General features: G+C 36.4%; 19 protein-coding genes, 1 pseudogene and 2 riboswitches. Of the genes and pseudogenes, 16 read left to right on the top strand and 4 right to left on the bottom strand.

What is annotated here, in order from left to right:
* Positions 1 to 213 precede the first annotated feature (213 nt).
* The 4 genes from ACQKIM_RS24810 (at position 214) to ACQKIM_RS24795 (ending at position 3,587) form a co-directional block, all read left to right on the top strand.
* Positions 214 to 906, top strand: a complete 693-nt coding sequence (locus ACQKIM_RS24810; RefSeq protein ID WP_427549078.1) for a response regulator transcription factor — start codon at positions 214 to 216, stop codon at positions 904 to 906.
* A 4-nt stretch (positions 907 to 910) separates the two neighbouring features.
* Complete coding sequence (locus tag ACQKIM_RS24805; protein WP_427549077.1) at positions 911 to 1,846, top strand: sensor histidine kinase; 936 nt, start codon at positions 911 to 913, stop codon at positions 1,844 to 1,846.
* A 135-nt stretch (positions 1,847 to 1,981) separates the two neighbouring features.
* Positions 1,982 to 2,905, top strand: coding sequence for an ABC transporter ATP-binding protein (locus ACQKIM_RS24800; RefSeq protein ID WP_427549075.1), 924 nt, complete (start codon positions 1,982 to 1,984; stop codon positions 2,903 to 2,905).
* Positions 2,898 to 3,587, top strand: coding sequence for an ABC transporter permease (locus ACQKIM_RS24795; protein WP_427549073.1), 690 nt, complete (start codon positions 2,898 to 2,900; stop codon positions 3,585 to 3,587). Before ACQKIM_RS24800 ends, ACQKIM_RS24795 begins: the two co-directional genes overlap by 8 nt.
* Positions 3,588 to 3,660: 73 nt before the next feature.
* On the opposite strand, the gene ACQKIM_RS24790 is transcribed toward ACQKIM_RS24795, so the two are convergent.
* On the bottom strand, positions 3,661 to 4,926 hold the full coding sequence (locus tag ACQKIM_RS24790; RefSeq protein ID WP_427549072.1) for an Nramp family divalent metal transporter: 1,266 nt from the start codon (positions 4,924 to 4,926) through the stop codon (positions 3,661 to 3,663).
* 453 nt (positions 4,927 to 5,379) lie between these two features.
* Between ACQKIM_RS24790 and ACQKIM_RS24785 the strand changes: the two genes are divergently transcribed.
* From ACQKIM_RS24785 to ACQKIM_RS24755, 7 genes are all read left to right on the top strand, one after another.
* Positions 5,380 to 6,075, top strand: coding sequence for a response regulator transcription factor (locus ACQKIM_RS24785; RefSeq protein ID WP_427549070.1), 696 nt, complete (start codon positions 5,380 to 5,382; stop codon positions 6,073 to 6,075).
* Positions 6,065 to 7,360, top strand: a complete 1,296-nt coding sequence (locus ACQKIM_RS24780; protein WP_427549068.1) for a sensor histidine kinase — start codon at positions 6,065 to 6,067, stop codon at positions 7,358 to 7,360. The genes ACQKIM_RS24785 and ACQKIM_RS24780 overlap by 11 nt, the downstream gene beginning before the upstream one ends.
* Entirely contained in the window at positions 7,357 to 8,028 is a 672-nt protein-coding gene (locus tag ACQKIM_RS24775; protein WP_427549066.1) for a PepSY domain-containing protein, read from the top strand. The genes ACQKIM_RS24780 and ACQKIM_RS24775 overlap by 4 nt, the downstream gene beginning before the upstream one ends.
* A gap of 89 nt (positions 8,029 to 8,117) precedes the next feature.
* Positions 8,118 to 8,642 (top strand): PepSY domain-containing protein, encoded by a 525-nt coding sequence (locus ACQKIM_RS24770; RefSeq protein ID WP_427549065.1) that lies wholly within the window; start codon positions 8,118 to 8,120, stop codon positions 8,640 to 8,642.
* Between the two features lie 185 nt (positions 8,643 to 8,827).
* A riboswitch (cyclic di-AMP (ydaO/yuaA leader) is annotated at positions 8,828 to 8,977 on the top strand.
* A 187-nt stretch (positions 8,978 to 9,164) separates the two neighbouring features.
* Entirely contained in the window at positions 9,165 to 10,988 is a 1,824-nt protein-coding gene (locus tag ACQKIM_RS24765) for an APC family permease (protein WP_427549063.1), read from the top strand.
* A 186-nt stretch (positions 10,989 to 11,174) separates the two neighbouring features.
* Positions 11,175 to 11,276: riboswitch (purine riboswitch) on the top strand.
* A gap of 198 nt (positions 11,277 to 11,474) precedes the next feature.
* Positions 11,475 to 12,059 (top strand): xanthine phosphoribosyltransferase, encoded by a 585-nt coding sequence (locus tag ACQKIM_RS24760; RefSeq protein WP_427549061.1) that lies wholly within the window; start codon positions 11,475 to 11,477, stop codon positions 12,057 to 12,059.
* Positions 12,059 to 13,357 (top strand): nucleobase:cation symporter-2 family protein, encoded by a 1,299-nt coding sequence (locus ACQKIM_RS24755; protein WP_427549059.1) that lies wholly within the window; start codon positions 12,059 to 12,061, stop codon positions 13,355 to 13,357. The genes ACQKIM_RS24760 and ACQKIM_RS24755 overlap by 1 nt, the downstream gene beginning before the upstream one ends.
* A gap of 56 nt (positions 13,358 to 13,413) precedes the next feature.
* On the opposite strand, the gene ACQKIM_RS24750 is transcribed toward ACQKIM_RS24755, so the two are convergent.
* From ACQKIM_RS24750 to ACQKIM_RS24740, 3 genes and pseudogenes are all read right to left on the bottom strand, one after another.
* On the bottom strand, positions 13,414 to 14,754 hold the full coding sequence (locus ACQKIM_RS24750) for an MFS transporter (protein ID WP_427549057.1): 1,341 nt from the start codon (positions 14,752 to 14,754) through the stop codon (positions 13,414 to 13,416).
* Positions 14,755 to 15,053: 299 nt separating this feature from the next.
* A complete protein-coding gene (locus tag ACQKIM_RS24745) occupies positions 15,054 to 15,644 on the bottom strand; it encodes an IclR family transcriptional regulator (RefSeq protein ID WP_427549080.1) in 591 nt (196 codons plus the stop codon).
* Positions 15,645 to 15,842 (bottom strand): annotated as a pseudogene (locus ACQKIM_RS24740) (helix-turn-helix domain-containing protein); the annotation flags it as partial.
* Positions 15,843 to 16,073: 231 nt separating this feature from the next.
* Here ACQKIM_RS24740 and ACQKIM_RS24735 point away from each other — a divergent pair.
* The 5 genes from ACQKIM_RS24735 (at position 16,074) to ACQKIM_RS24715 (ending at position 22,077) form a co-directional block, all read left to right on the top strand.
* Complete coding sequence (locus ACQKIM_RS24735; protein ID WP_427549055.1) at positions 16,074 to 17,354, top strand: lyase family protein; 1,281 nt, start codon at positions 16,074 to 16,076, stop codon at positions 17,352 to 17,354.
* A gap of 14 nt (positions 17,355 to 17,368) precedes the next feature.
* On the top strand, positions 17,369 to 18,880 hold the full coding sequence (locus tag ACQKIM_RS24730; protein WP_427549053.1) for an aldehyde dehydrogenase family protein: 1,512 nt from the start codon (positions 17,369 to 17,371) through the stop codon (positions 18,878 to 18,880).
* 25 nt (positions 18,881 to 18,905) lie between these two features.
* Positions 18,906 to 20,015, top strand: coding sequence for a Zn-dependent alcohol dehydrogenase (locus ACQKIM_RS24725; protein ID WP_427549051.1), 1,110 nt, complete (start codon positions 18,906 to 18,908; stop codon positions 20,013 to 20,015).
* A 33-nt stretch (positions 20,016 to 20,048) separates the two neighbouring features.
* Positions 20,049 to 21,434: an aspartate ammonia-lyase gene (locus tag ACQKIM_RS24720; protein ID WP_427549049.1), complete on the top strand. Its 1,386-nt coding sequence runs from the start codon at positions 20,049 to 20,051 to the stop codon at positions 21,432 to 21,434.
* Positions 21,435 to 21,555: 121 nt separating this feature from the next.
* Positions 21,556 to 22,077 (top strand): DUF2179 domain-containing protein, encoded by a 522-nt coding sequence (locus ACQKIM_RS24715; protein ID WP_427549047.1) that lies wholly within the window; start codon positions 21,556 to 21,558, stop codon positions 22,075 to 22,077.
* Positions 22,078 to 22,220: the final 143 nt, after the last annotated feature.

Below are 22,220 nucleotides of genomic sequence, written 5' to 3'. Positions count from 1 at the left end.
GTGTCCAAACACCCGCTGAAAGAAGTTAAAGCCTCCGGCGGATGTCACGGAATCGGAAAGGAGTACTTTGTGTAAGCACAAAGCCGATTCCGGACTCAATTATGCCGAGGCATAATTGATAGTAGTAACAGTACTATAGATTAAACTTGGATGCTCACGGTATAGCTAGGTCAATAATAAAATAAATAGATTTTAAAAGTGAGGTATATGAAAGTGCGAAAGCGTATTTTACTAGTAGAAGATGATGAAGCCATTAGGGAAATGGTGGAGAGTTATTTAACGATGGAGGGATTCCTTGTTACTTCAGCAGTGAATGGAGAAGAGGCATTGCAAAATTGTTTAAATAAACCCTTTGATTTAGTGATTTTAGATATTATGATACCGAAACTAAATGGATTAGAAGTTTTAAAGATAATACGAGAGCAGGCATCACTGCCGATTATCATTATGTCAGCTAAGGATAGCGATGTTGATAAAGCATTAGGGCTAGGATTAGGGGCAGATGATTATATTGCAAAGCCATTTTCAATGCTGGAATTTTCGGCACGTGTCAAGGCTGCCATTCGAAGAGCAACAAAATACGCCAATCATGTAGAGGATAAGAAAGATATATTAGAGATAGATAATTTATTAATCGACCTTGTTAATTTTTCAGTAGAGAAGAATGGACAAAACGTAAAGCTCACATCAAAGGAATTTGCTATCTTAAAATTATTCGTGACAAATCGTAATCGAGTTTTTACAAAACAGCAAATTTATCAGTTGATTTGGAATGATAATTACTATGGTGATGAAAATATTATTAATGTACATATAAGAAGATTGCGTGAAAAAATGGAAGACGATCCGTCCAATCCTCAATATATAAAAACGCTTTGGGGAATTGGCTATAAATTTGAAGGATAAACAGATGATTATATTTCTATTATTGATTATTGTGTTACTCATAGGAATTATTATTGTGCAAGTGAAGGCAAAAAAACAACAAAGTGCTACTATTCAGTACATGCATAGAAAACTGCAAGCAATTATTAACGAAGAAACAAGTGAAAAAATTTTAGTACCGACAGCTAATCAAGAAATACAGCAGCTACTTATTGTGTTGAATGCATTGCTGGATCACAATCAAAAAGTGTTGGCAACACATCGGAAAATGGAAAGCTCTATGAAAAAGATGCTGGCGAATATTTCGCATGATCTTAAAACACCATTAACAGTTGTACTAGGCTATACTGAAATACTGCAGCTTAAGCACTCGATTAGTGTGGAGGAGCGGCAACGGTTATTAACTGGCATTCATTCGAAGACATTGGAAGTATTAAAAATCATCCATACATTTTTTGACCTAGCAAAATTAGAGGCTGGAGATACTGATTATCCGATGACAAAAATCAATATAGGTGAAATATGCCGAAAAAATATTTTATCATTTTACGATATGGTTACATCTATGGGGTTAGAGATAGAGATTGCAATACCAGAGACACCAATATATGCGCTAGGTAATGAAGAAGCATTAGAGAGGGCTTTGAACAATTTATTGTCAAATGCTATTGCTTATGGTGCAGATGGCAATGTGATTGGACTGTCTGTAAGAAATGATGATACAAGTATTTATATTGATGTATGGGATAGAGGTAAGGGAATAGATGAATATCATATTGATAATGTCTTTGAAAGAATGTATACGCTTGAGGATTCCAGAAATAAATCCTTTCAAGGCAGCGGTCTTGGATTAACAATCACCAAGCGTCTTATAGAACTAATGGGTGGCTCTATTCAGCTCTCCAGTATTCCATATGAAAAGACCATTTTTACAATAACGTTAAAAAGAATGAAGTACTAAAACAGAAGGCTTGTAGAGCTTTAAACGCTTTACAGGCCTTTCTTTTGTACTTAAGAAATTTGTAAGAATCAATTAATAAATTAGAGAGCTTCATTTTTTATAATAAGTTTAGCTACATTTGAGGGAGAGATTGACATGACATATATTGTGAAAACAAATCAACTTACGAAAGTGTTTGACGGAAAAGAAGTGGTTTCTGCTGTCAATATGCATGTGAAGAAGGGAGAGATTTATGGCTTTTTAGGTCCAAATGGTGCCGGAAAAACGACAGTTATGAAAATGCTAACGAACCTAACAAAGCCAACGAGTGGAGATATTGAAATCTTTGGCGAAAAATTAACAGACCAATCATACGAGGTGCTAAAAAGGTTGGGTACGATTATTGAATATCCAATTTTCTATGAAGATTTAACAGCAAAGGAAACACTAGAATTACACTGCGAATATATGGGCTATTACGATAAGAAAGAAATTAGTCATGTTCTCGATCTAGTGAAACTAACAAATACAGAGGAGAAGCGTGTTAAAGACTTTTCCCTAGGAATGAAACAGCGATTGGGTATTGCACGGGCTATTATTACGAAGCCGGAATTACTTATTTTAGACGAGCCGATTAATGGGCTAGATCCAGTGGGCATTAAAGAAATACGAGAGTTATTCAAAATGCTTTGCAAAGAGTATGGCATTACAATTATTGTTTCTAGCCACATTTTAGGTGAAATTGAACAACTAGCTGATACAATTGGCGTTATTAAGAATGGAAGATTAATCACGGAAGTATCAATGGACGCTGTTAATCGTAGTCAGGTAGATTATATCGAAATGATTGTTAATGATGGGAAAAAGGCTGCCTTTATTATAGAAAGTACATTAAATATTACTAATTTTAAACTAATAGATGACAATTGTATTCGTATATATGATACGACAGCTTCACAAAAGGTACTATCTAAAACATTGATTGAGCATGATATTGAAATCGAGGGAATTAGTAAAAAATCAAGCTCATTGGAGGATTATTTCTTAAAGTTAATCAATGGGGGTGTAGCTAATGCTTAACTTAATGCGTCTTGAAATGAAAAAATTTCATATGGGTTCCTATATAAAACGAGCTATCTTTGCAAATTTTGTGATATTAGGGATTATGTTTATGCTTTTATTTATCACAAAAATAGAAGGAGATCCTGGCTTTGAAAATTATCAAACTGCTCTTAGTCTTATAGATTCAACTGTAAGAGCGGTATTTATTATCTTTGCTAGTGCATTAATCGCTAAGCTTATTATTGGTGAATTTAAATATAAAACAATCACTTTAGCATTCATGTATCCAATAAATAGGAAAAAATTAATTGCTTCAAAGCTAGCTATTATTGTTCTTTTTACCTTTAGTGCAATAATTGTATCAAATGTTTTTGTGACAGCGGTTTTTTGTGTAATCAGTAGTAATTTCCATTTACTTTCAGATACCTTAACGATTTCTTTAATCATACAACGAATCCCTGTTGTTGTTATGAATGCAATTGCAGCATCATGCATCGCATTAATACCATTGTATTTTGGAATGAGAAAATACTCCATTCCAGTAACCATTATCTCATCTATTTTCATTGTCTCAGTTGTATCATCCAATACAGGGAACTTCTCTTTAAATGATATTATTTTTATACCAATTGTTTTAGCAATTATCGGTATAAGCGTGGCCTATGCTTCGTTTCGAAAAATTGAGAAGATGGATATTTAAAAATCACTCTGAAAGTCTAGGACCACCCATAACGTAAAAGCCAGACGCAATAATCTTTGCGTCTGGCATTTTTTTATCCAAATATCGTTTCCCACAATAAATAAATATTTAAAGCAACGACAATGACAACTACAAACCAACCTAAAATGGTTGTAATACGATGGTTAACTAGGCTGCCCATGATGTCCGGTTTACTTGTAAACATAACAAGAGGGACAAGGGCGAATGCAATACCAAAGGATAAGACAACCTGACTAAGAACCAGAGCGTAGGTTGCATTGACACCTGAGGCAATGATTACTAGCGGAGGTAACATTGTAATCGCTCTACGTAAATACAGTGGTATTTTTCTACGGATGAATCCTTGCATGACAACATCACCCGCTAAAGTCCCTACAGAGGAACTGGCTAGCCCTGCGATGAGTAAGCCAAGACCAAAGGAAACGGCTGCCATTGGACCGAGTGCATCCTTTAATCCATTGTAAGCTACATCTAAATCTTCTACTATTACACCTTGTGTGTGAAATACAGCTGCGGCAATAATGAGCATACTCATATTGATAGCTCCAGCAATAATCATGGCAATGATAATATCAATAAATTCAAAACGGAAAATGCGTCTTTTTTCATTTTCATTACGACCAATAATACGATTTTGTGTTAAGGAAGAATGTAAATAAATAGCATGAGGCATGACAGTTGCTCCTAAAATACCTGTAGCTAGTAATAAAGAATCCACCCCATCAAAATGTGGCGTAAACATTCCAAGCGTTACTTCTCCCCAATCTGGTTGTGCTAAAAATGTCTGGAAAGCAAATGCTAATACGACAATTAAAACCATGCCAGAAATACCTGCCTCAAAGGCTCTGAATCCTCTTCTTTGAAGTTCTAAAATAGCAAATGAACCAATGGCTGTAATTAATGCTGCTGGGAGCATAGGAATATTAAATAGCAAATAAAGACCTAATGCTGCACCGATAAATTCGGCAAGGTCTGTCGCAATGATGACTAATTCTGCCTGTATCCATAAAAAAATAGATGTTTTTTTTGAAAAATGCTCACGGGCCACCTCAGGTAGATTTTTTCCCGTTGCAATCCCAAGCTTTGCAGATAAGGATTGAATTAACACGGCCATTAAATTGGAGAAGGCTATAACCCAAAGCAGTAAGTAACCATATTGAGAGCCAGCTGTAATATTAGTGGCAAAGTTGCCAGGATCAATATAGGCGACGGCTGCAATAAAAGCAGGTCCAAGAAACGGTAAAAAGCGTCGCCAACCTTTTATATCTCCATCTAAAACCGCCTCGGCTGACGATTTTGTGACTTGTTTGTAAACCATATTGTTCCCTCGTTTCAAAAAATATCGTAAGCGAAATAAAGTTTCCTATAGGAAAATAAGATAATAGTATTCTAACGCTAGGATTAAAAAATGTGAAGTGGTTTGCCTCAACTTTTATAATATAAGTATGCGCTATTTAGAAGAAGTGATAACGAAGTAAATAAATGGAAATATACCCAGAGAAAAAATGGTAATATATCCAATTTAACTAATGATCGGAAGAAAGAAGAGCGTGCATACAACCTATTGTGAATACGATACATTCCTTCAAGGATAATGGTAACTTAAATCCAAAGCGCCTGTTACAAGAGCACAATTTGCAGTACTTAAGTTGGTATAAAATTTAGTGCAGTTATTCGATCTGTAGACTAAATAAGTTCTCATCATTTTCTAATTAGACTTTCACATCCTGCTTAGTTTACGATGAAAAGAAAAGATGAGGACTGATTCGACATGACCAATCGAATTTTAATAATAGAGGATGAGGAAAATATTGCAAGGGTGCTACAACTAGAGCTGCAATTTGAAGGCTATGAGGCTGTGATGGCGCATACAGGAACAGATGGCTTACTGAAATATCGTGAGCAGCAATGGGATTTAATCTTATTGGATATTATGCTACCTGAAATGAGTGGTATGGATGTACTAAAGCGTATTCGTGCAACTGAATCACAGACGCCTGTTATCATGCTGACAGCTAAAAATGAGGTGGAGGATAAGGTAAAGGGTTTAGATCTTGGGGCAAATGACTATGTGACAAAACCATTTGAAATTGAAGAATTACTTGCACGGATTCGGAGTGCTTTAAGATTCTCACAAAAAACTTCTACACAGCAAGAACAAGCCGCATTTGGTCAGTTATCCATTAATGAGCAAACACGAGAGGTTATCTATTATGGAATAAATATTGACTTAACACCTCGTGAATACGATCTTCTCTTATATTTACTCAAGCATTCAAAGCAGGTATTAACACGAGAGCAAATTTTACAGGCTGTTTGGGGCTATGACTATTATGGAGATACCAATGTTGTGGATGTTTATATTCGTTATGTTCGACAAAAGCTAGAAGCTGCTAACGATACACCTATAATTCAGACAGTACGCGGTGTTGGCTATGTGCTGAAGGAGCACAAGCATGCGACTTAAAACAAAAATTCATTTGCTGACAACACTGTTAATGCTTGTGATTTTAGTGGTAACGAACGGAGGGATTTATTTTTTGTATGAGCAGTTTGCTTATAATACTGAAAATAAGCAGCTTCAAACACGTGCTAACGAGCTTAGTTCAGCACTAAGCCAATTGAATGAGCAGACCAATTTGCAGCAAGTATTAAGAGCGTATATGCCAACGGATGGAGCGGTCTATATTTATGAAGGCGAGCATTTAAAAACAAAGGTTCAGGCTACTCTTGAAATGTCAGATGTACCTTCTATTAGCTATTCAATGCCTGCCATCTGGATGGATGGAACAGTTATACAAATTCAATTAAAGCAACCGATGGAAGATGTGGCGGCAACTTTGAGTTTACTTAAGGTTATATTAATCATTGTCTCTATTGTTGCATCTATCCCAATCTTTTTAGCAAGTTTAGCCCTTGGTCGTTTAATTTTACAGCCATTGGAGCGTTTAAATAAAACCATGCTCAAAAGTGCAGATACAGGAAGCTATGAAAAAATTGACCTCCCTGAAAAAGGTGGAGATGAGTTAGCAAAAATTAATCATACCTTTAATATGATGATGGAAAAGCTTGAACAGCATTATCAAAAGCAGCAGCAATTTGTATCAAATGCTTCACATGAGTTAAAGACCCCTATTACTGTTATTGAAAGCTATGCAAAATTATTATTACGCAGAGGCTTTGATAATAAAGAGGTGGCACAAGAATCACTACAGGCAATTGTCAATGAATCCTCTCGTATGCATGAAATGGTCTTACAGTTACTAGAATTAGCGAAAAATAAGGAGCATCTTGCTATACAATTCACACAGCTAGAGCTTGCCCCTTTGTTAAGAAAGGTTGCCTTACAAATGCAGCAGGCCTATCATCGATCCTTCATTGTCGATGCTGAAGTACCACGTTATATGTATAGTGATGAAAAATTGATAAAGCAGCTACTCTTCATTTTACTTGATAACGCGCGTAAATATAGTGAGGATGATATCTATATTCATGCAACAGAATCAACAAATCAGGTGATAATAACGATACAGGATAATGGAATAGGAATTCCAGCAGAGAATATTCCTCATTTATTTGAACGTTTTTATCGCGTGGCTGAGGATCGAAATCGAAAAACTGGCGGCTCAGGCTTAGGTCTTGCGATCGCACAAGAACTTGCGCTGCAACTGGATATTACAATAGAGGTTGAAAGCAAAATTGGTCAGGGCTCAAGCTTTATGTTACGTGTGCCAAAGGAGGGACAGCAATGAAAAAGTGGCTCATCATTAGTGCCGCTTTCTTCATAATGGCATGTATCATTCTACTCTTTATTCAAAACCGCTTTTTTCAAACAGAGCCCTTTAGTGAAGCAGAAGCCCTTCAGCATATCGAAGCTATCTATAATGGACAAGTAAAGCAAACTGAAAAACGAGGAACTGATTACAATATGGTATTTGCCCGTGACGGAGCGATTTATACAGTACTGCTTGATGCTGCTTCAGGACAGGTTAAAGAATTGGAATTAAAGGAAACTGAAAGAAAGGCGCTATTATCAGAAAAACAAATAAAGCAGCTTATGGCGAGTGCTTATGGGGAAGTCGAAAACATTAAATTAAATCATACGATTTATACAGTACTGATAGAAAATAAAGATACGCAAAAGGAGCTAACTATAGACGCTTATACTGGAAAGATTTTAACAGAAAAAGATATACAGCCCGTCAAGCAACCAGAAGGTGAAGGAGTGCTTTCTGAGCAGCAGGCAATTAAAATTGCTTTACAACAACTAAATGGTGAGATAGATTCCGTTGATTATGAGGAGACAGAGGATGGTGGCTACTATCTAGTAGAAATTGAAACAAAGGATGAGGAAGCCGTGTTTCAAATACATGCAATATCAGGAAAAGTGATGTCTGTCTCATGGGATGAAGATCATTAAGTGTTCTCATGAAATTCTAATGTTTCTCTTATTGTTCTATCATCTTAACTTGCTATGCTGAGGACAGTTAAGACAAAGGAGAGAGGAACATGAAGAAAATTATTTTAATTCCAGCAATTTTAGGTGTACTTGGTGTCGGAGCAGTGGTTGGTTCTACAACATTACTAACAGGTAATGCGGAAGAGAAAAAAGTGTTAACAATGCAGGAGATTGAGAAAAAAGCATTAGCTGTTGTTAATGGTACAGTTGCGGATATTGAGTTCGATCAAAACCGTTATCGTTCTATTTACGAGGTTGAGGTGCATACAGAGACGGAAGAACATGATTTAAAATTTGACGCTTTTACAGGGAAACTGCTAAAGCAAAAGAAAGAGCTTCGTGATTCGGATGATATGGATGATTACTCTACAATCTCTACTAACAAAACAACAAAAATTACAAAAGAACAGGCTATTGAAAAGGCCCTAACTAAAGTAAAGGGAACAGTTACAAAAATAAAGCTTGATGATGGAATATATGAAATAGAAATTAAAAACGGACAATATGAATACGAAATTGACATTGATTATTCAACAGGGGACATTTTATGGTTTGAACAGGATATTGAAGATTAATATGCTTAGCTAACTTAAAAGTGGGAATATACTTTTAAGTTAGCTTTTTTTATCTCAAATCCCATAAAAGTTTTTGCTATTGCATGGCTAAAGAAGCTTATGTTTTTCACACGTTTCAATGAAAAATTTTCTGCTTTACTTTTTTAATCGACAGGCGTAATATGACATCATTATAAAAGTTTCAAATTTCTAAATCGCTGAAGCAACTAAACGCGGGGGACCCAATTTTTACGGATAACTTAGGTAATCCTTGGGGTGAATCTCTTCAATATGAAGGGTAGGGCTACTCAGGCCCGAATCCGACAGCTAACCTCGTAAGCGTTAAGAGCAGAAAAGTGGAGCTTGGCAGACGAATGAACGTCTACAAGTCTTATTTAGTGATGACTTGTGGACTTTTTTTATCCCATTTCTCGTACTAGGGATGAAGAAAAGCCCCAATGTATAACACAATAACCGATTATGCGAGGGCGTAATCGATTTAGAAATGCGAAACACATTCTATGAAACTAGAAGGTGTTTATTATGAAATCTTCCTTAAAACATTATGTTATCGGTAAACCATTAAGATCCGAAGCGTTAGGGGAACAGAAGCTAAGTAAGACAAAGGCACTTGCCATTTTATCATCTGATGCTTTATCATCGGTGGCATACGGACCTGAGCAAATATTAATTGTACTTATGACAATAAGTACGGTTGCCTTTTGGTATTCACTACCGATTGCTGCTGGGGTAATTGTGTTACTCACAGCACTTATTTTTTCGTATCGTCAGGTGATTTTTGCTTATCCACATGGCGGAGGAGCATATGTTGTATCTCGGGAAAATTTAGGGGTCAATGCTGGTCTTGTTGCAGGGGGATCATTACTTGTTGATTACATTTTAACAGTAGCTGTTAGTGTATCAGCTGGAACCGATGCAATTACTTCGGCATTCCCAAGTCTGCATTCGTATAATGTCATAATTGCTGTGTTTTTTGTTATTTGTCTAACGATATTAAACTTACGTGGTGTAACGGAATCGGCATCTGTTCTAGCATATCCCGTTTATTTGTTTGTAGTAGTTATGCTGGTAATGATCGGAGTAGGGATATACAACGTCATTACAGGTCAGGTTCCTGCAGAGCTGCATCCAATGGTCGGGACACCTGTAGCTGGAATTAGTTTATTTATATTATTAAAGGCATTTGCATCAGGAAGCTCTGCTTTAACTGGTGTTGAGGCCATTTCAAATGCAATACCTAATTTTAGAAATCCGGCACCAAGCAATGCCTCAAAAACATTATTAGCTATGGGGGCAATTTTAGCCGTATTATTTATAGGTATTGTTAGCCTAGCTTATTTTTATGGGGTTGCCCCAAATGCAAAAGCAACGGTAGTTTCACAAATTGCAGAGGCAAGTGTTGGTAGAAATATTTTTTACTTTATTATTCAGGGAACGACGGCGATGATATTAGTACTTGCTGCTAATACAGGATATTCAGCCTTTCCTTTACTCGCTGTTAATTTATCAAAGGATGGTTTTATCCCTCGAATATTTCAAATTCGCGGGGATCGCCTCGGCTATTCGAATGGTATTATGATGCTGGGCTTAGCAGCCATCGTGCTAATCATTTTATTTGATGGGATGACAGAACATTTAATTCCACTCTATGCGGTTGGTGTGTTTATTCCGTTTACCTTAGCACAGGCAGGGATGATGCGAAAATGGTGGCGTGAAAAGCCAAAAGGCTGGATACCTAAATTTATAATTAACACAATTGGAGCGATTATCTCTTTTGTTGTTGCCATGATGTTTTTTGTGACGAAATTACCTCAGGTATGGCCTGTGTTTATCTTTTTACCCATCATTATTCTGATGTTTCATCGCATCAAGCATCATTATCAGGCAGTTGGTGAACAGCTCAGATTAGTGGATCAGGAGCTACCAAAGATTGAAGGAAATGTTTTCATTGTACCTGTTGCTGGGATTACAAAGGTAGTGGAAAACACCTTGCATTATGCACAGTCACTAAATGTAGATAAAATTATTGCCTTTTATGTAGCTTTTGATCAGGCTGATGCGAAAGCTTTTGAGGAGAAATGGAAAGCCTGGCAGCCAACTATACGGCTTGTAACATACTACTCACCATATAGAAGTATTACTCAGCCGTTAATGAAATTTATAGATAAGGTTGAGCATCAATGTCTGAAAACAGGGCATCAAGTAACAGTTGTGATTCCACAGTTTTTACCGAAAAAAGGCTGGCATCATATGTTACACAATCAATCGAGTCTATTAATTCGCGCTTCGCTGTTATTTCACAAAAATGTCGTCATTATGACAGTACCTTTTCATTTATCAAAATAATGACTAGCAAGCTTGAAAATTGTCTGATATAATCAGTACGTTGATTGTAAAACACGAACGTTTACAATTAAAAATTAGTAGAATACCAGTAAATTCCGAAAAATCAAACTTTATTCATATGTCATATAAGCACATACCAAATGAAGTATTGATTGAAAAACGGAATAGCAATAAGGAAGTTTTTTTACAGTTTCATACCGTTTCACTCATATAATAGCGAGAATAGGGCTCGCGAGTTTCTACCGATTTACCGTAAATAAATCGACTATGGGTAGCAATGCTTTAGGAAACCTCATACAAGGTGATGATGTTTTCTATTCGTTTCGACGTCTAACGCTGAATGCTTTGCTCCACTCATAGATGAATGGAATCAAAGTATTCAGCGTTTTTTTATCACTTGAAATGAACGTTTTGTACTTTCTCCTATAATGGATATTATTAAGCTCATAAAAAGTTATTACTATAAGAAAGAAGGACATAAAGGAAATGAAGTTACTACACGACAAAATTATGCAAGAGGGAAAAGTTTTATCTTCATCTGTATTAAAGGTAGATTCTTTTTTAAATCACCAAATCGACCCAATGCTAATGAAAGAAATTGGTCATGAATTTGCCAACCGCTTTTCTGACCAAGTTATTACAAAAATCTTAACGATTGAATCTTCTGGAATTGCACCATCCGTTATGTTAGGGCTGGAAATCGGTGCTCCTGTAGTGTTCGCACGTAAACGTAAATCGTTAACATTATCAGATAATCTTTTTTCTTCAAAAGTACATTCATTTACAAAAAATGAAACAAATGATATTTCCGTATCACGTAATTTCTTAAATGAAGAGGATAATGTACTAATCGTTGACGACTTCTTAGCGAATGGGGAAGCAGTAAAAGGATTACTTGACATTGCAGCCCAAGCAGGTGCAAATGTGGTTGGGGTTGGCATCGTTATCGAAAAAGGCTTCCAAGATGGTGGGAAATTATTACGTGCACAAGGAGTTCATGTAGAATCATTAGCAATTATTGACTCTCTTGAAGATGGCAAAGTAACATTTGCTGCGGAGGCTCGCGCGTAATGAATTCCTTTAAATCGACAACGCTAGCGATTCAGCATTTACTTGCGATGTATGCAGGAGCCATCTTAGTACCACTAATTATCGGTGGTGCTATTGGCTTCGATTCAGCGCAAATGACCTATTTAGTGGCGATTGACATTATGATGTGTGGGATCGCAACACTTTTACAAGTATATTCAGGTAAGTTTATCGGTATTGGTTTACCAGTAGTGCTAGGCTGTACGTTTACTGCGGTTAGTCCAATTATTGCAATTGGGACAAATCCTGAGCAGGGGATTACAGATATTTATGGCTCTATTATTGCTTCAGGTGTCATTGTAGTCATTATTGCTGGCTTCTTCGGAAAGCTAGTAAAATTCTTCCCGCCAGTTGTTACAGGTTCTGTAGTATCGATTATTGGTATCTCTTTATTACCAGTAGCATTGAACAATATGGCAGGTGGACAAGGGGCAGAGGATTTTGCATCAGGTGCTAATGTCGCTTTAGCATTCATTACATTAGTTATGATTTTAGTAGTTTATCGTTTCTCTACAGGTTTTGTGCGTGCAATTTCTATTTTAATTGGTCTAGTTGCTGGGACAATCCTAGGCGTGTTTATGGGAATGGTTGACTTTAGTCCAGTTTCAGATGCTGATGTTTTACACATGGTTCAGCCTTTTTACTTTGGTATGCCAACATTTAATGCATCCGCAATTGTCACTATGACACTTGTTGCGATGGTATCTCTAGTAGAATCATCAGGTGTTTATTTTGCACTAAGTGATATTTGTAACAAAAAAATCGATTCAAAGGATTTAGCGCGAGGTTATCGTTCAGAAGGTCTTGCCTCTGTGATCGGAGGTATTTTCAATGCCTTCCCTTATACGACTTTCTCACAAAATGTGGGACTAACTCGTATGTCAGGCGTGAAGGACCGTAAAGTTATTTATATCACAGGTGGCTTACTTGTAGCACTTGGCTTCCTACCAAAAATCGCAGCGTTAACAACGATTATTCCAACACCAGTACTTGGTGCAGCAATGTTAGCGATGTTCGGTATGGTCATTACGCAAGGTATGGGCATGCTTGTACCTGTTATGAATGAATCAGCGGAAAATGCCATGATTGCAGCCATTGCAGTAAGTTTAGGTGTCGGTGTATCAGTAGTCCCGGGAATTTTCGATGCATTACCAGCAAAAGTCTCAATCTTAACGTCAAATGGTATCGTCTGTGGTTCAGTAACAGCGATTATCCTTAATATTTTATTCAACATGATTGGGCCTAAGCATAAGAAAGACCCAATGCATGGGGAGATATAACCATATACCGCCTGCTTCTAGATATTCCTAAGAAGCAGGCGGTATTTTTATATTATTTATTCAGAAACATTACTAGCATCACTTAAAGACAGTGTTTTAGTCTCTGGAGCCCAAGCAATCGACACAATGGTACCGATGACTAAAATACCCGTTAAACAAAGCATTGTATTTTGTACACCAAGGTTAGCCATACTCATTGGAAGCAGGAACGTACTAGCAGCAGAGCCTAATCGACTAATTGCTGTAGCAAAGCCAACCCCTGAGGAGCGAATGTCTGTTGGGAAACTTTCAGCAGGGAAAACACCTACAAGATTACTCACGGCAGATAAAATTAATGTAAATACAGAGAAAGCAATAATCATAAGAACCGTTAAATTACTTGGTAATACGCTTAAAAGGCCTAAAGAAATAACCAATATAATGAAGGAAGAGATTAAGAAACCACGTCTAGAATACTTAATAGTAAACCAAATTCCTAATAATGCTCCTATAATTAAAAGACCATTTAATAAGAAATCCGTAGTATGACCTGCTCTTAAGCCTATTTCATCTAGGATGATTGGTAAAAATGTGTAAATAGCGAAATAAGGCATTACTAAGCATACGAAGAAAATACTGTTAAAGGCTGTTCGTTTAATCATATCCTTATGGAATAAAGATGCGAAGCTACTTTTCTTAGCTTGTGCTACTTCATCATCCAAAATAATGTTTGGTCCTATATATTTTTGTACAATTTGAAGAGCTTCTTCATTTCTGCCTTTGCTTACCAGCCATCTTGGCGATTCTGGTGTACCCATGCGGATAATTAAAATAATAAATGCTGGAATAGCAGAAGAGGCTAACATCCATTTCCATGCATCAGGAGAAGCATCCGTTGCGAAAATTCCGACAATATTGGCTGCAACATAACCAATTGTCCATATCACACTAAATGATCCAAGTAAAACCCCACGATGTTTACGAGGTGAAAATTCAGCAAGCATAGTATGTCCCACACTATAATCTCCGCCGAGACCTATCCCGATTAATATCCTGTAAATAACTAATTCAGTTGGTGAATCAGCAAAAAATTGAAGAATAGAAGCAACTGTTATAATCGTAAAACTGAGAACGAAAATTTTTTGTCTACCAATATAATCAGAAATCCAGCCCAAAATTAAGCTACCTAAAAATAAACCTATTAAGGCTGAACTTCCAATCAACCCCACCCAAAATGAAGACAAACCCATTTGTGGAGTAAGTAATGTTAGTGCAAAGCCTACAATCCCTAAAATATATCCATCAGTGAAATGTGCTCCGAATGTTAAGCCTGCGATTTTAATATGAAACTTATTAAGTGGTGCATCATCTAGCTTAATCTTTAACGAGTTGTCCATTGTCATTGTGTTACTACTCATATCAAATTCCTCCCATCGCCCTTTAGTCAACATATTCTTGTTTGAAGTAATATGAATAAATCTTTAGTAGAGGAAATTGTTCTTAATTAAAGTTCATAATACGAACCATATGGTCGTTATGCGAATATGTAAATTATATGTCTATGGTGAATATGTTGTCAATTGCTTTTTGAAAGCGAATTCAATGCGAATTTTTCTCTTATATAGCATTATTCTCTTTATTTATTGAAAATTGCAGAAATGAATCAATAAAAAAAGACAATGCCGTAAGTTCGACTTTGTCTTGTTTACTAGATAAATTATGTTAACTGTCTTTCAATATCCTTAGCAGCATCTAATATCGTATCCTTAAGATTTAATAAGTCTTCTTTTGAAAGTCTAAAGCTAGGGCCGCCTAATGTTAAAAATGCTACTAGGCTCTTTCTATTATCAAATATAGGTACAGAAATAGCGTTTTCATTTTCATCGAATTCACCAATTGATAATCCCACGTGATGAGAACGTACCCATTCAAGATTCTCTTGCAATAGTTTAGGATCTGTAATGGTATATTTCGATGTTGCAATAAGCTCTTTTTCTAAAAACTGTTCGAGTTCCTTTTTAGAAAGTAAGCTTAATAATACTTTTCCATTAGAGGTGCAATGAAATGGTGTAACAGTATTTGTATAATCAACTAATCTTACGCTATGGTTTGTATCGATTTGATCAATTGTTAAAATACCGTTGTGCTTTGGAACGCTTAATAATACTGTTTCACCTACCTTTTCCCTTAATGCCTCTAATGTACTTCTAGCTCTGCGAATTAACGAGCTATATGGATTATTTTGAGAAGCTAATCGATAGAATGTAAATCCAAGCTGATAGCTATTCGTTGCGATGTCTTTTTCCACAAAACCCTCATTTTCTAAACTTCCAATTAACCTCCAAACAGTTGTCCTATTTAGACCGCTTTTGAGAGACAAATCCTTTACAGAAATAGGGGAGCTGTTTTCTCCGATAAGCTTTAGTAGGAGTAAAGCTCTATCCACTGCTTGAACTGTAGTGCCGTCTTTACCATTTTTATTAGTTATAAGTTTATTCGTTTCCATATTTTTAATTATACATAGTTAGTTTTGAAAATCAAAGCTGTCTGTGTTACAGGGAATTTAATTGAATGGCGGTAAATAAAAAAGTCAAAAATCCAAGCTCTTTTTCGTGTTGACTTTCGTAATTTTCAGACATATAATAACCTAAAGTTCTTAATGTGAATAAAAAGTTCATAATGTGAACAATTAATGGTGTAGAGGTCATTAATTGTTGTAGAGGGAGCCATTCAAACTATGCGAATAGAAACTGATTTCTTGGGGACTATTGAAATTCCTGATGAGGCTTTATATGGTGTTCAATCTGTTCGAACAAAAGAAAATCTATCTTTTTCAAAAAACATACTAAAAGATTATCCAGATTATATTCAATCCTTAGCGATGGTAAAAAAGGCTGCTGCTTTAGCAAACTATGAAGCCAAGGTAATCTCATTATCAATTAAAGAAAAAATTATTTTAGCGTGTAATGCTTTGATTGATGGAAAGTATACTGAGCATTTTATTGTTGATGTATACCATGGTGGGGGCGGTATTGGCATTAATATGAACACAAATGAGGTAGTAGCCAATCTATCTAATGAAGTGAATGGTGCCTATGCTCCTGTCCATCCGATCGAACATGTAAACGCTTCACAATCAACAGCAGATGCCTGCCATACTGCTATACGTTTAGCGTTAATGAGTGGCTACAAGTGTTTAGATGAAGAGATACAGAATTTATCGCAAATTTTAAACGGTAAAACAATACAATTTATGCCCATTACAACTATTTCACGAACATGCTTGCAGGATGCTTCACGTATTCAGCTTGGACAAAAGTTTAGCGGCTTTGAGGCAGTTATTAAAAGAAGGCATCAAAAATTACAAGTATCCATAAACGAGCTGCTGACGATTAATCTTGGAGGAACTGTTATAGGTAAAGGTGATGGTGCTAGTGAGAACTATAAACAAACTGTTATTAAAAAATTACAGGAAGTTACACAATTACCGATAAGGCGCAGAGAGAATTTATTTGATGCTGCCCAAAATATAGATGATTTAGCTGAGGTTTCTAAACAATTAAGTTTGTTTGCTACGGCATTAATGAAAATGGCTAAAGACCTTCGATTGTTATCTTCGGGACCAGAAGCAGGTTTTGCTGAAATATCATTGCCAGCTATACAGGCAGGGTCATCTTTTTTTCCTGGAAAAATAAATCCCGTAATGCCTGAAACAATAATTCAATGCTGCAGTGAAATCATTGGCATTGAGCGAGTAGTTCAGACAGCATTTGAGCATGGAGAATTGGACTTAAATGTATTTGAAAACTTTGCGGGTGTGCATATATTAGATGGCTTTTATATGCTTTCCAATTGCTTAAAAAGCTTCACAAATCTTTGTCTTGTGGGCATTCAAGCCAATGAGCAAAGATGTCTAGAACTATCTAATACGCGTATACCGAAAATTTGCGATTTAAAAGACAAAGTAGGATACAGCGAGGCTACAAAATTACTGAAACAACAATTTTTAGAGAAATAGGAGGATTAAAAATTATGAGTCAGAAAATTTTTGATGGTATTGAACAGCCAAAGCTTGAGTGGGCTCACAATTGGTTATCAACAATAAAAAGAAGTTATATCAATGGACAGTGGATAGATAGTAGTAGTCATACAATCGATTCTATTAATCCTGCAAATGGGAAGGTTATTGGCAATTTCTATTGTGCTGCTAAGGAGAATGTAGATTCAGCAGTTCAAGCAGCGAGAGAGGCACTTCATAATCCTGAATGGAAAAGTATGAGCAGAAAGCAACGCGGTAGAGTATTACGTAAAATTAGTGAGCTTATTGCTGAGCATCACGCAGAGCTAGCAACCTTAGAGACACTTGATAATGGCAAATTATATACAGAAGCCTACAATGATGATGTGCAAGAGGCACACGATTTATTTGAATATTATGCTGGATGGACTGACAAATTCTATGGTGAAAATAATCCAGTGGAAGGCGATTTTTTAAGTGTAACAACGCGTGACCCAATTGGAGTTTGTGGTCAAATCGTACCATTTAATTTTCCGATTCAAATGGCAGTTTTAAAAATGGCACCCGCCCTAGCTATGGGGAATACCGTTATTTTAAAGCCTGCTGATAAAACTTCTTTCTCTGCTATACGACTGTTTGAAATTATTGATGAAGCAAAGCTATTACCAAAGGGTGTTATTAACTTAATTTTGGGAGACGGTCAAGTAGGAGCCTATATTAGCCAGCATATGGATATTGATAAGCTATCATTTACAGGTAGTACTAAAATAGGTAAACAATTATTGCATGATTCCGCTGATAGCAACTTGAAACCAGTCACTTTAGAATTGGGTGGTAAATCACCGAACATAATCTTTGAGGACGTAACAAATTTAGAGGGCGCAATTGAACGTTCTTTCTATGGTTTGTTTACACATAAAGGTGAAAAGTGCTCTTCACCAACACGATTATTTGTTCAGAATGCTATTTATAACACAGTTGTCGAGAAGATTGCTGACTATGCCAAAAATTATCAATGTGGTGACCCGTTTGATCCAAACAGCAAGCAGGGTGCCCAAATATCAAAAGAGCATATGGAATCAATTTTAAGCTATATCGAAAGCGGTAAAGAGCAGGGGGCAAGAATTGTTGCTGGTGGTGAACGTGATCTAACTGGTACAAATGCGGAAGGCTATTTTGTACAGCCAACCATTTTTGCTGATGTAGATAACAAGATGAAAATTGCACAGGAAGAAATTTTTGGTCCAGTACTTTGCATCATACCGTTTGATACGGAAGAAAATGTTATTCAAATGGCGAACGATACGATCTATGGCTTAGCTGCCGGTCTATGGACAGGTGATACATCACGTGCCCACCGTGTAGCCAATCAATTAGATGCAGGTATGGTATTTGTAAATAAATATGGCTGTTATGATTTTGCTAGTCCATTTGGAGGCGTTAAGCAAAGTGGTTGGGGCAAAGAATACGCTATCCATTCTTTATCTGCTTTTACTAAAACAAGAGCAATTTGGTTTGCATATTAATTTGATATTATAAGGGGAAATCATTATGAAAATGAAAGCTGCTGTTATGACAGAAATAAATAAACCATTAGCAATTTTAGAAGTGGACCTTGCGGAGCCAAAGCACAATGAAGTATTAGTAAAAATAGCGGCTACAGGTGTATGCCATAGTGATTTAAATGCATTGGGTGATGCAACAACACCAACACCAACTATTCTAGGTCATGAGGGTGCGGGCATTGTGGAGGCTATTGGTTCAAGTGTAACGAATGTGAAAGTCGGCGATAAGGTGGCATTGAGCTGGGTTCCTTACTGTGGTACTTGTGAATTCTGTGTAACAGGAAAGGTCCATCTTTGTGAATCTGCGTTTGGACCAATGTTTGATGGTACTTTACTGGATGGTACTACTCGATTAAGCATGAACAATGAGAAGGTGTACCATAATTCATTGCTTTCAACATTTGCTGAATATGCAGTTGTGCCAGAGATGTCTTGTATTAAAATACCAGATGAAATGCCACTTGCCCAAGCATCACTTATTGGCTGTGGTGTAGCTACTGGCTATGGTGCTGCAGTCAATGCGGCGGGTGTAAAACCAGGCTCCACAGTAGCGATTTTCGGAATTGGTGGGGTTGGTGTAAATGCAATACAAGGAGCTGCCATAGCGGGGGCAGCTAAAATAATTGCCTGTGATGTAAAAGATGCCAATCTTGAAATTGCTAAGGAATTTGGCGCAACGCACACTATTAACACAAAAGATCAAGATGTTGAAGCAATTGTTAAGGAAATTACAAACGGTGTGGGTGTCCATTATGCAATTGACTGTTCAGGTCATACGATTGCTACTGAAAATGCGTGGAAAATAACACGTAAAGGTGGAACAGTGGTTGTAGTGGGTGCCTTTAATCCAGAGCAGAAATTAAATTTACCTGCGGGTGGATTCCATCGGGTTGGAAAGGTACTAAAAGGCAGCTTCTATGGAGATACACAGCCATTCCGTGATTTCCCAATGATTGCACAATTATATTTAGATGGGAAATTTAAGCTTGACGAGCTAGTTTTAGAGCGTATTAAGCTAGAAAATATTAATAAAGCATTTGATTCCTTCCATGATTGTAGCTGTGTTAATGTTGGTCGAGCTGTCATTGAATTTTAAGGCAATTCATAATAGAAAAAAAGGGATTAAAGGATGCGTATAGAAAAAGATTTCTTAGGTGAAATGCAGATTAGTTCCGATGTATATTATGGTATTCAAACAATGCGCTCCCTAGAGAATTTTCCTATCTCAGGGAGATCCATTGAAAATTATCCCTACCTCATAAAGTCTATGGCTTATATAAAAAAAGCAGCAGCACTTTCAAATCATCATGTTGAAGCACTTGATAGCCATATCAAAGCTGCCATTGTAGAGGCGACAGATGAAATTTTAGTAGGAAAATTTGAAAACCAATTTCCTGTTGATATTTATCAGGGGGGCGGGGGTCTTTCAACAAATATGAATGTTAATGAGGTCATTGCCAATCGTGCGAATGAAATTATTACTGGTGAAAAAGGCTATACATGTGTACATCCCAATGAGCATGTGAATATGTCTCAGTCTACAAATGATGTATTGCCAAGTGCTATGAAAATGGCTTGCTATCTTTATATGGAGGACTTGATTAAACACTTAGAGCAGCTTGAGAAGACGCTAGACAGTAAAGTCAATGAGTTGCAATCAAGCATTAAATTATCTAGAACTTGCTTGCAGGACGCTCTCCCCATGACTTTTGGTCAGCAATTTAATGCTTATTTATCATTTATTACAAGACAGAAGAAAGAATTACAAAAGGTTCAACAAGACTGTCTAAAATTAGTGATTGGTGCTACCGCTATAGGTACAAGCTTAGGTGCAGCAAAAGGCTATATCGAAGCAATGTATCAATATTTACCTAAAGTTTCCGGAATGCCAGTAACCAAAATAGAAGATTATTTTGATGGCTTACAACATGCAGATAGTTATATAAAAATTTCCGGCTGCTTAAAGGGATTGTGTAGTGGGTTATCTAAAATGGCTGGTGATTTTAGACTACTTGCCTCAGGACCTAGAGCAGGCTTAGCTGAAATTACTATTCCATCTGTACAGCCAGGTTCATCCATTATGCCTGGGAAAATCAATCCGTGTATTCCGGAGATGATGATGCAGGTTTGTTTTGATATATATGGGATGGATCAGACGATTACAATCGCTGTTGATCGAGGCGAGCTAGAGCTGAATATTTGGGAATCTATTATTATGAAAAATTTATTTGATGCATTTTCACTTTTAATAGCAAGCATTCCTATATTTAATCATAAATGTGTACAGGGCATTCAAATAAATGAGGCAATAAATCAGATGCGCGCTGAAAGTTCCTATTCAATTTCTGTTGTCATCTCTAAATTATTTGGCTATGAAATGGCAAACAAAGTAGTAACTGAAGCTTTTAAAACAGACGCTACCATTAAAGAAATTGTTATTAAGAACGGTTTGCTTAGTAAGGAAGACGCTGAAGAATTACTAAATCCGATGAATTTAGTCCATGTAGATGTTTAAAATAAAAAGAACAGGGAATTGCTAAATAAACTATAGGCTTGTTTATTAATAGAATGTAACTACTTAACTAAACATATAATTTATAGTGTATATCCATTACTTTTTGAAAGGTCTCTTACAAATGCAAAGTATAGTTCTGATTTTAATACTTCAATTGGTTTATGTACCTTTTTTAACGTTACGAACAATATTTTTGGTAAAAAATATAACGTTTCTTGCTGCTTTATTCGGTATGATGGAGATGTTAGTGTATGTATTTGGCCTTTCCCTTGTTTTTAGTGGAAAACAAAGTATGTTAGCCATGGTCGTTTATGCTATTGGTTTTGGTTTAGGCATTTTTTTAGGTGCAAAAATCGAACGAAAATTAGCGATAGGCTACGTTTATTCGACTATCAATACTCAGAATAAAAACGAAGAGCTCATAAACTATCTGCGTAATGAAGGCTTTGCTGTGACCATCTATGTTGGTGAAGGACGAGATAGTAATCGCTATAAATATGAAATATTAACAAAGAGAAATCGTGAGACGGAACTTTTTCAAATCGTGGAGCAATTTGAACCAAATGCGTTTATTATTTCTTATGAGCCTAAGTCTTTCAAAGGTGGATTTTTGCTGAATCGAATGAAGGTAAAGCAAAAATAATGCGATTTACTACAAACATAGACCTCTCTACCTAAAAGCAGAGGTCTATTCATGTTGTTGAAATACTATTATGACAATGACATCAAGGTGACAAATTAAAAAGTATAGCCCTTTTTCAAAACGAGGGGTTGATCTCCGTTCCG

The sequence above is a fragment of the Lysinibacillus sp. NPDC047702 genome (assembly GCF_050272555.1).
In the GTDB taxonomy this organism is placed as follows: domain Bacteria; phylum Bacillota; class Bacilli; order Bacillales_A; family Planococcaceae; genus Lysinibacillus.
This window is presented reverse-complemented; position numbering and strand designations above follow the sequence as displayed.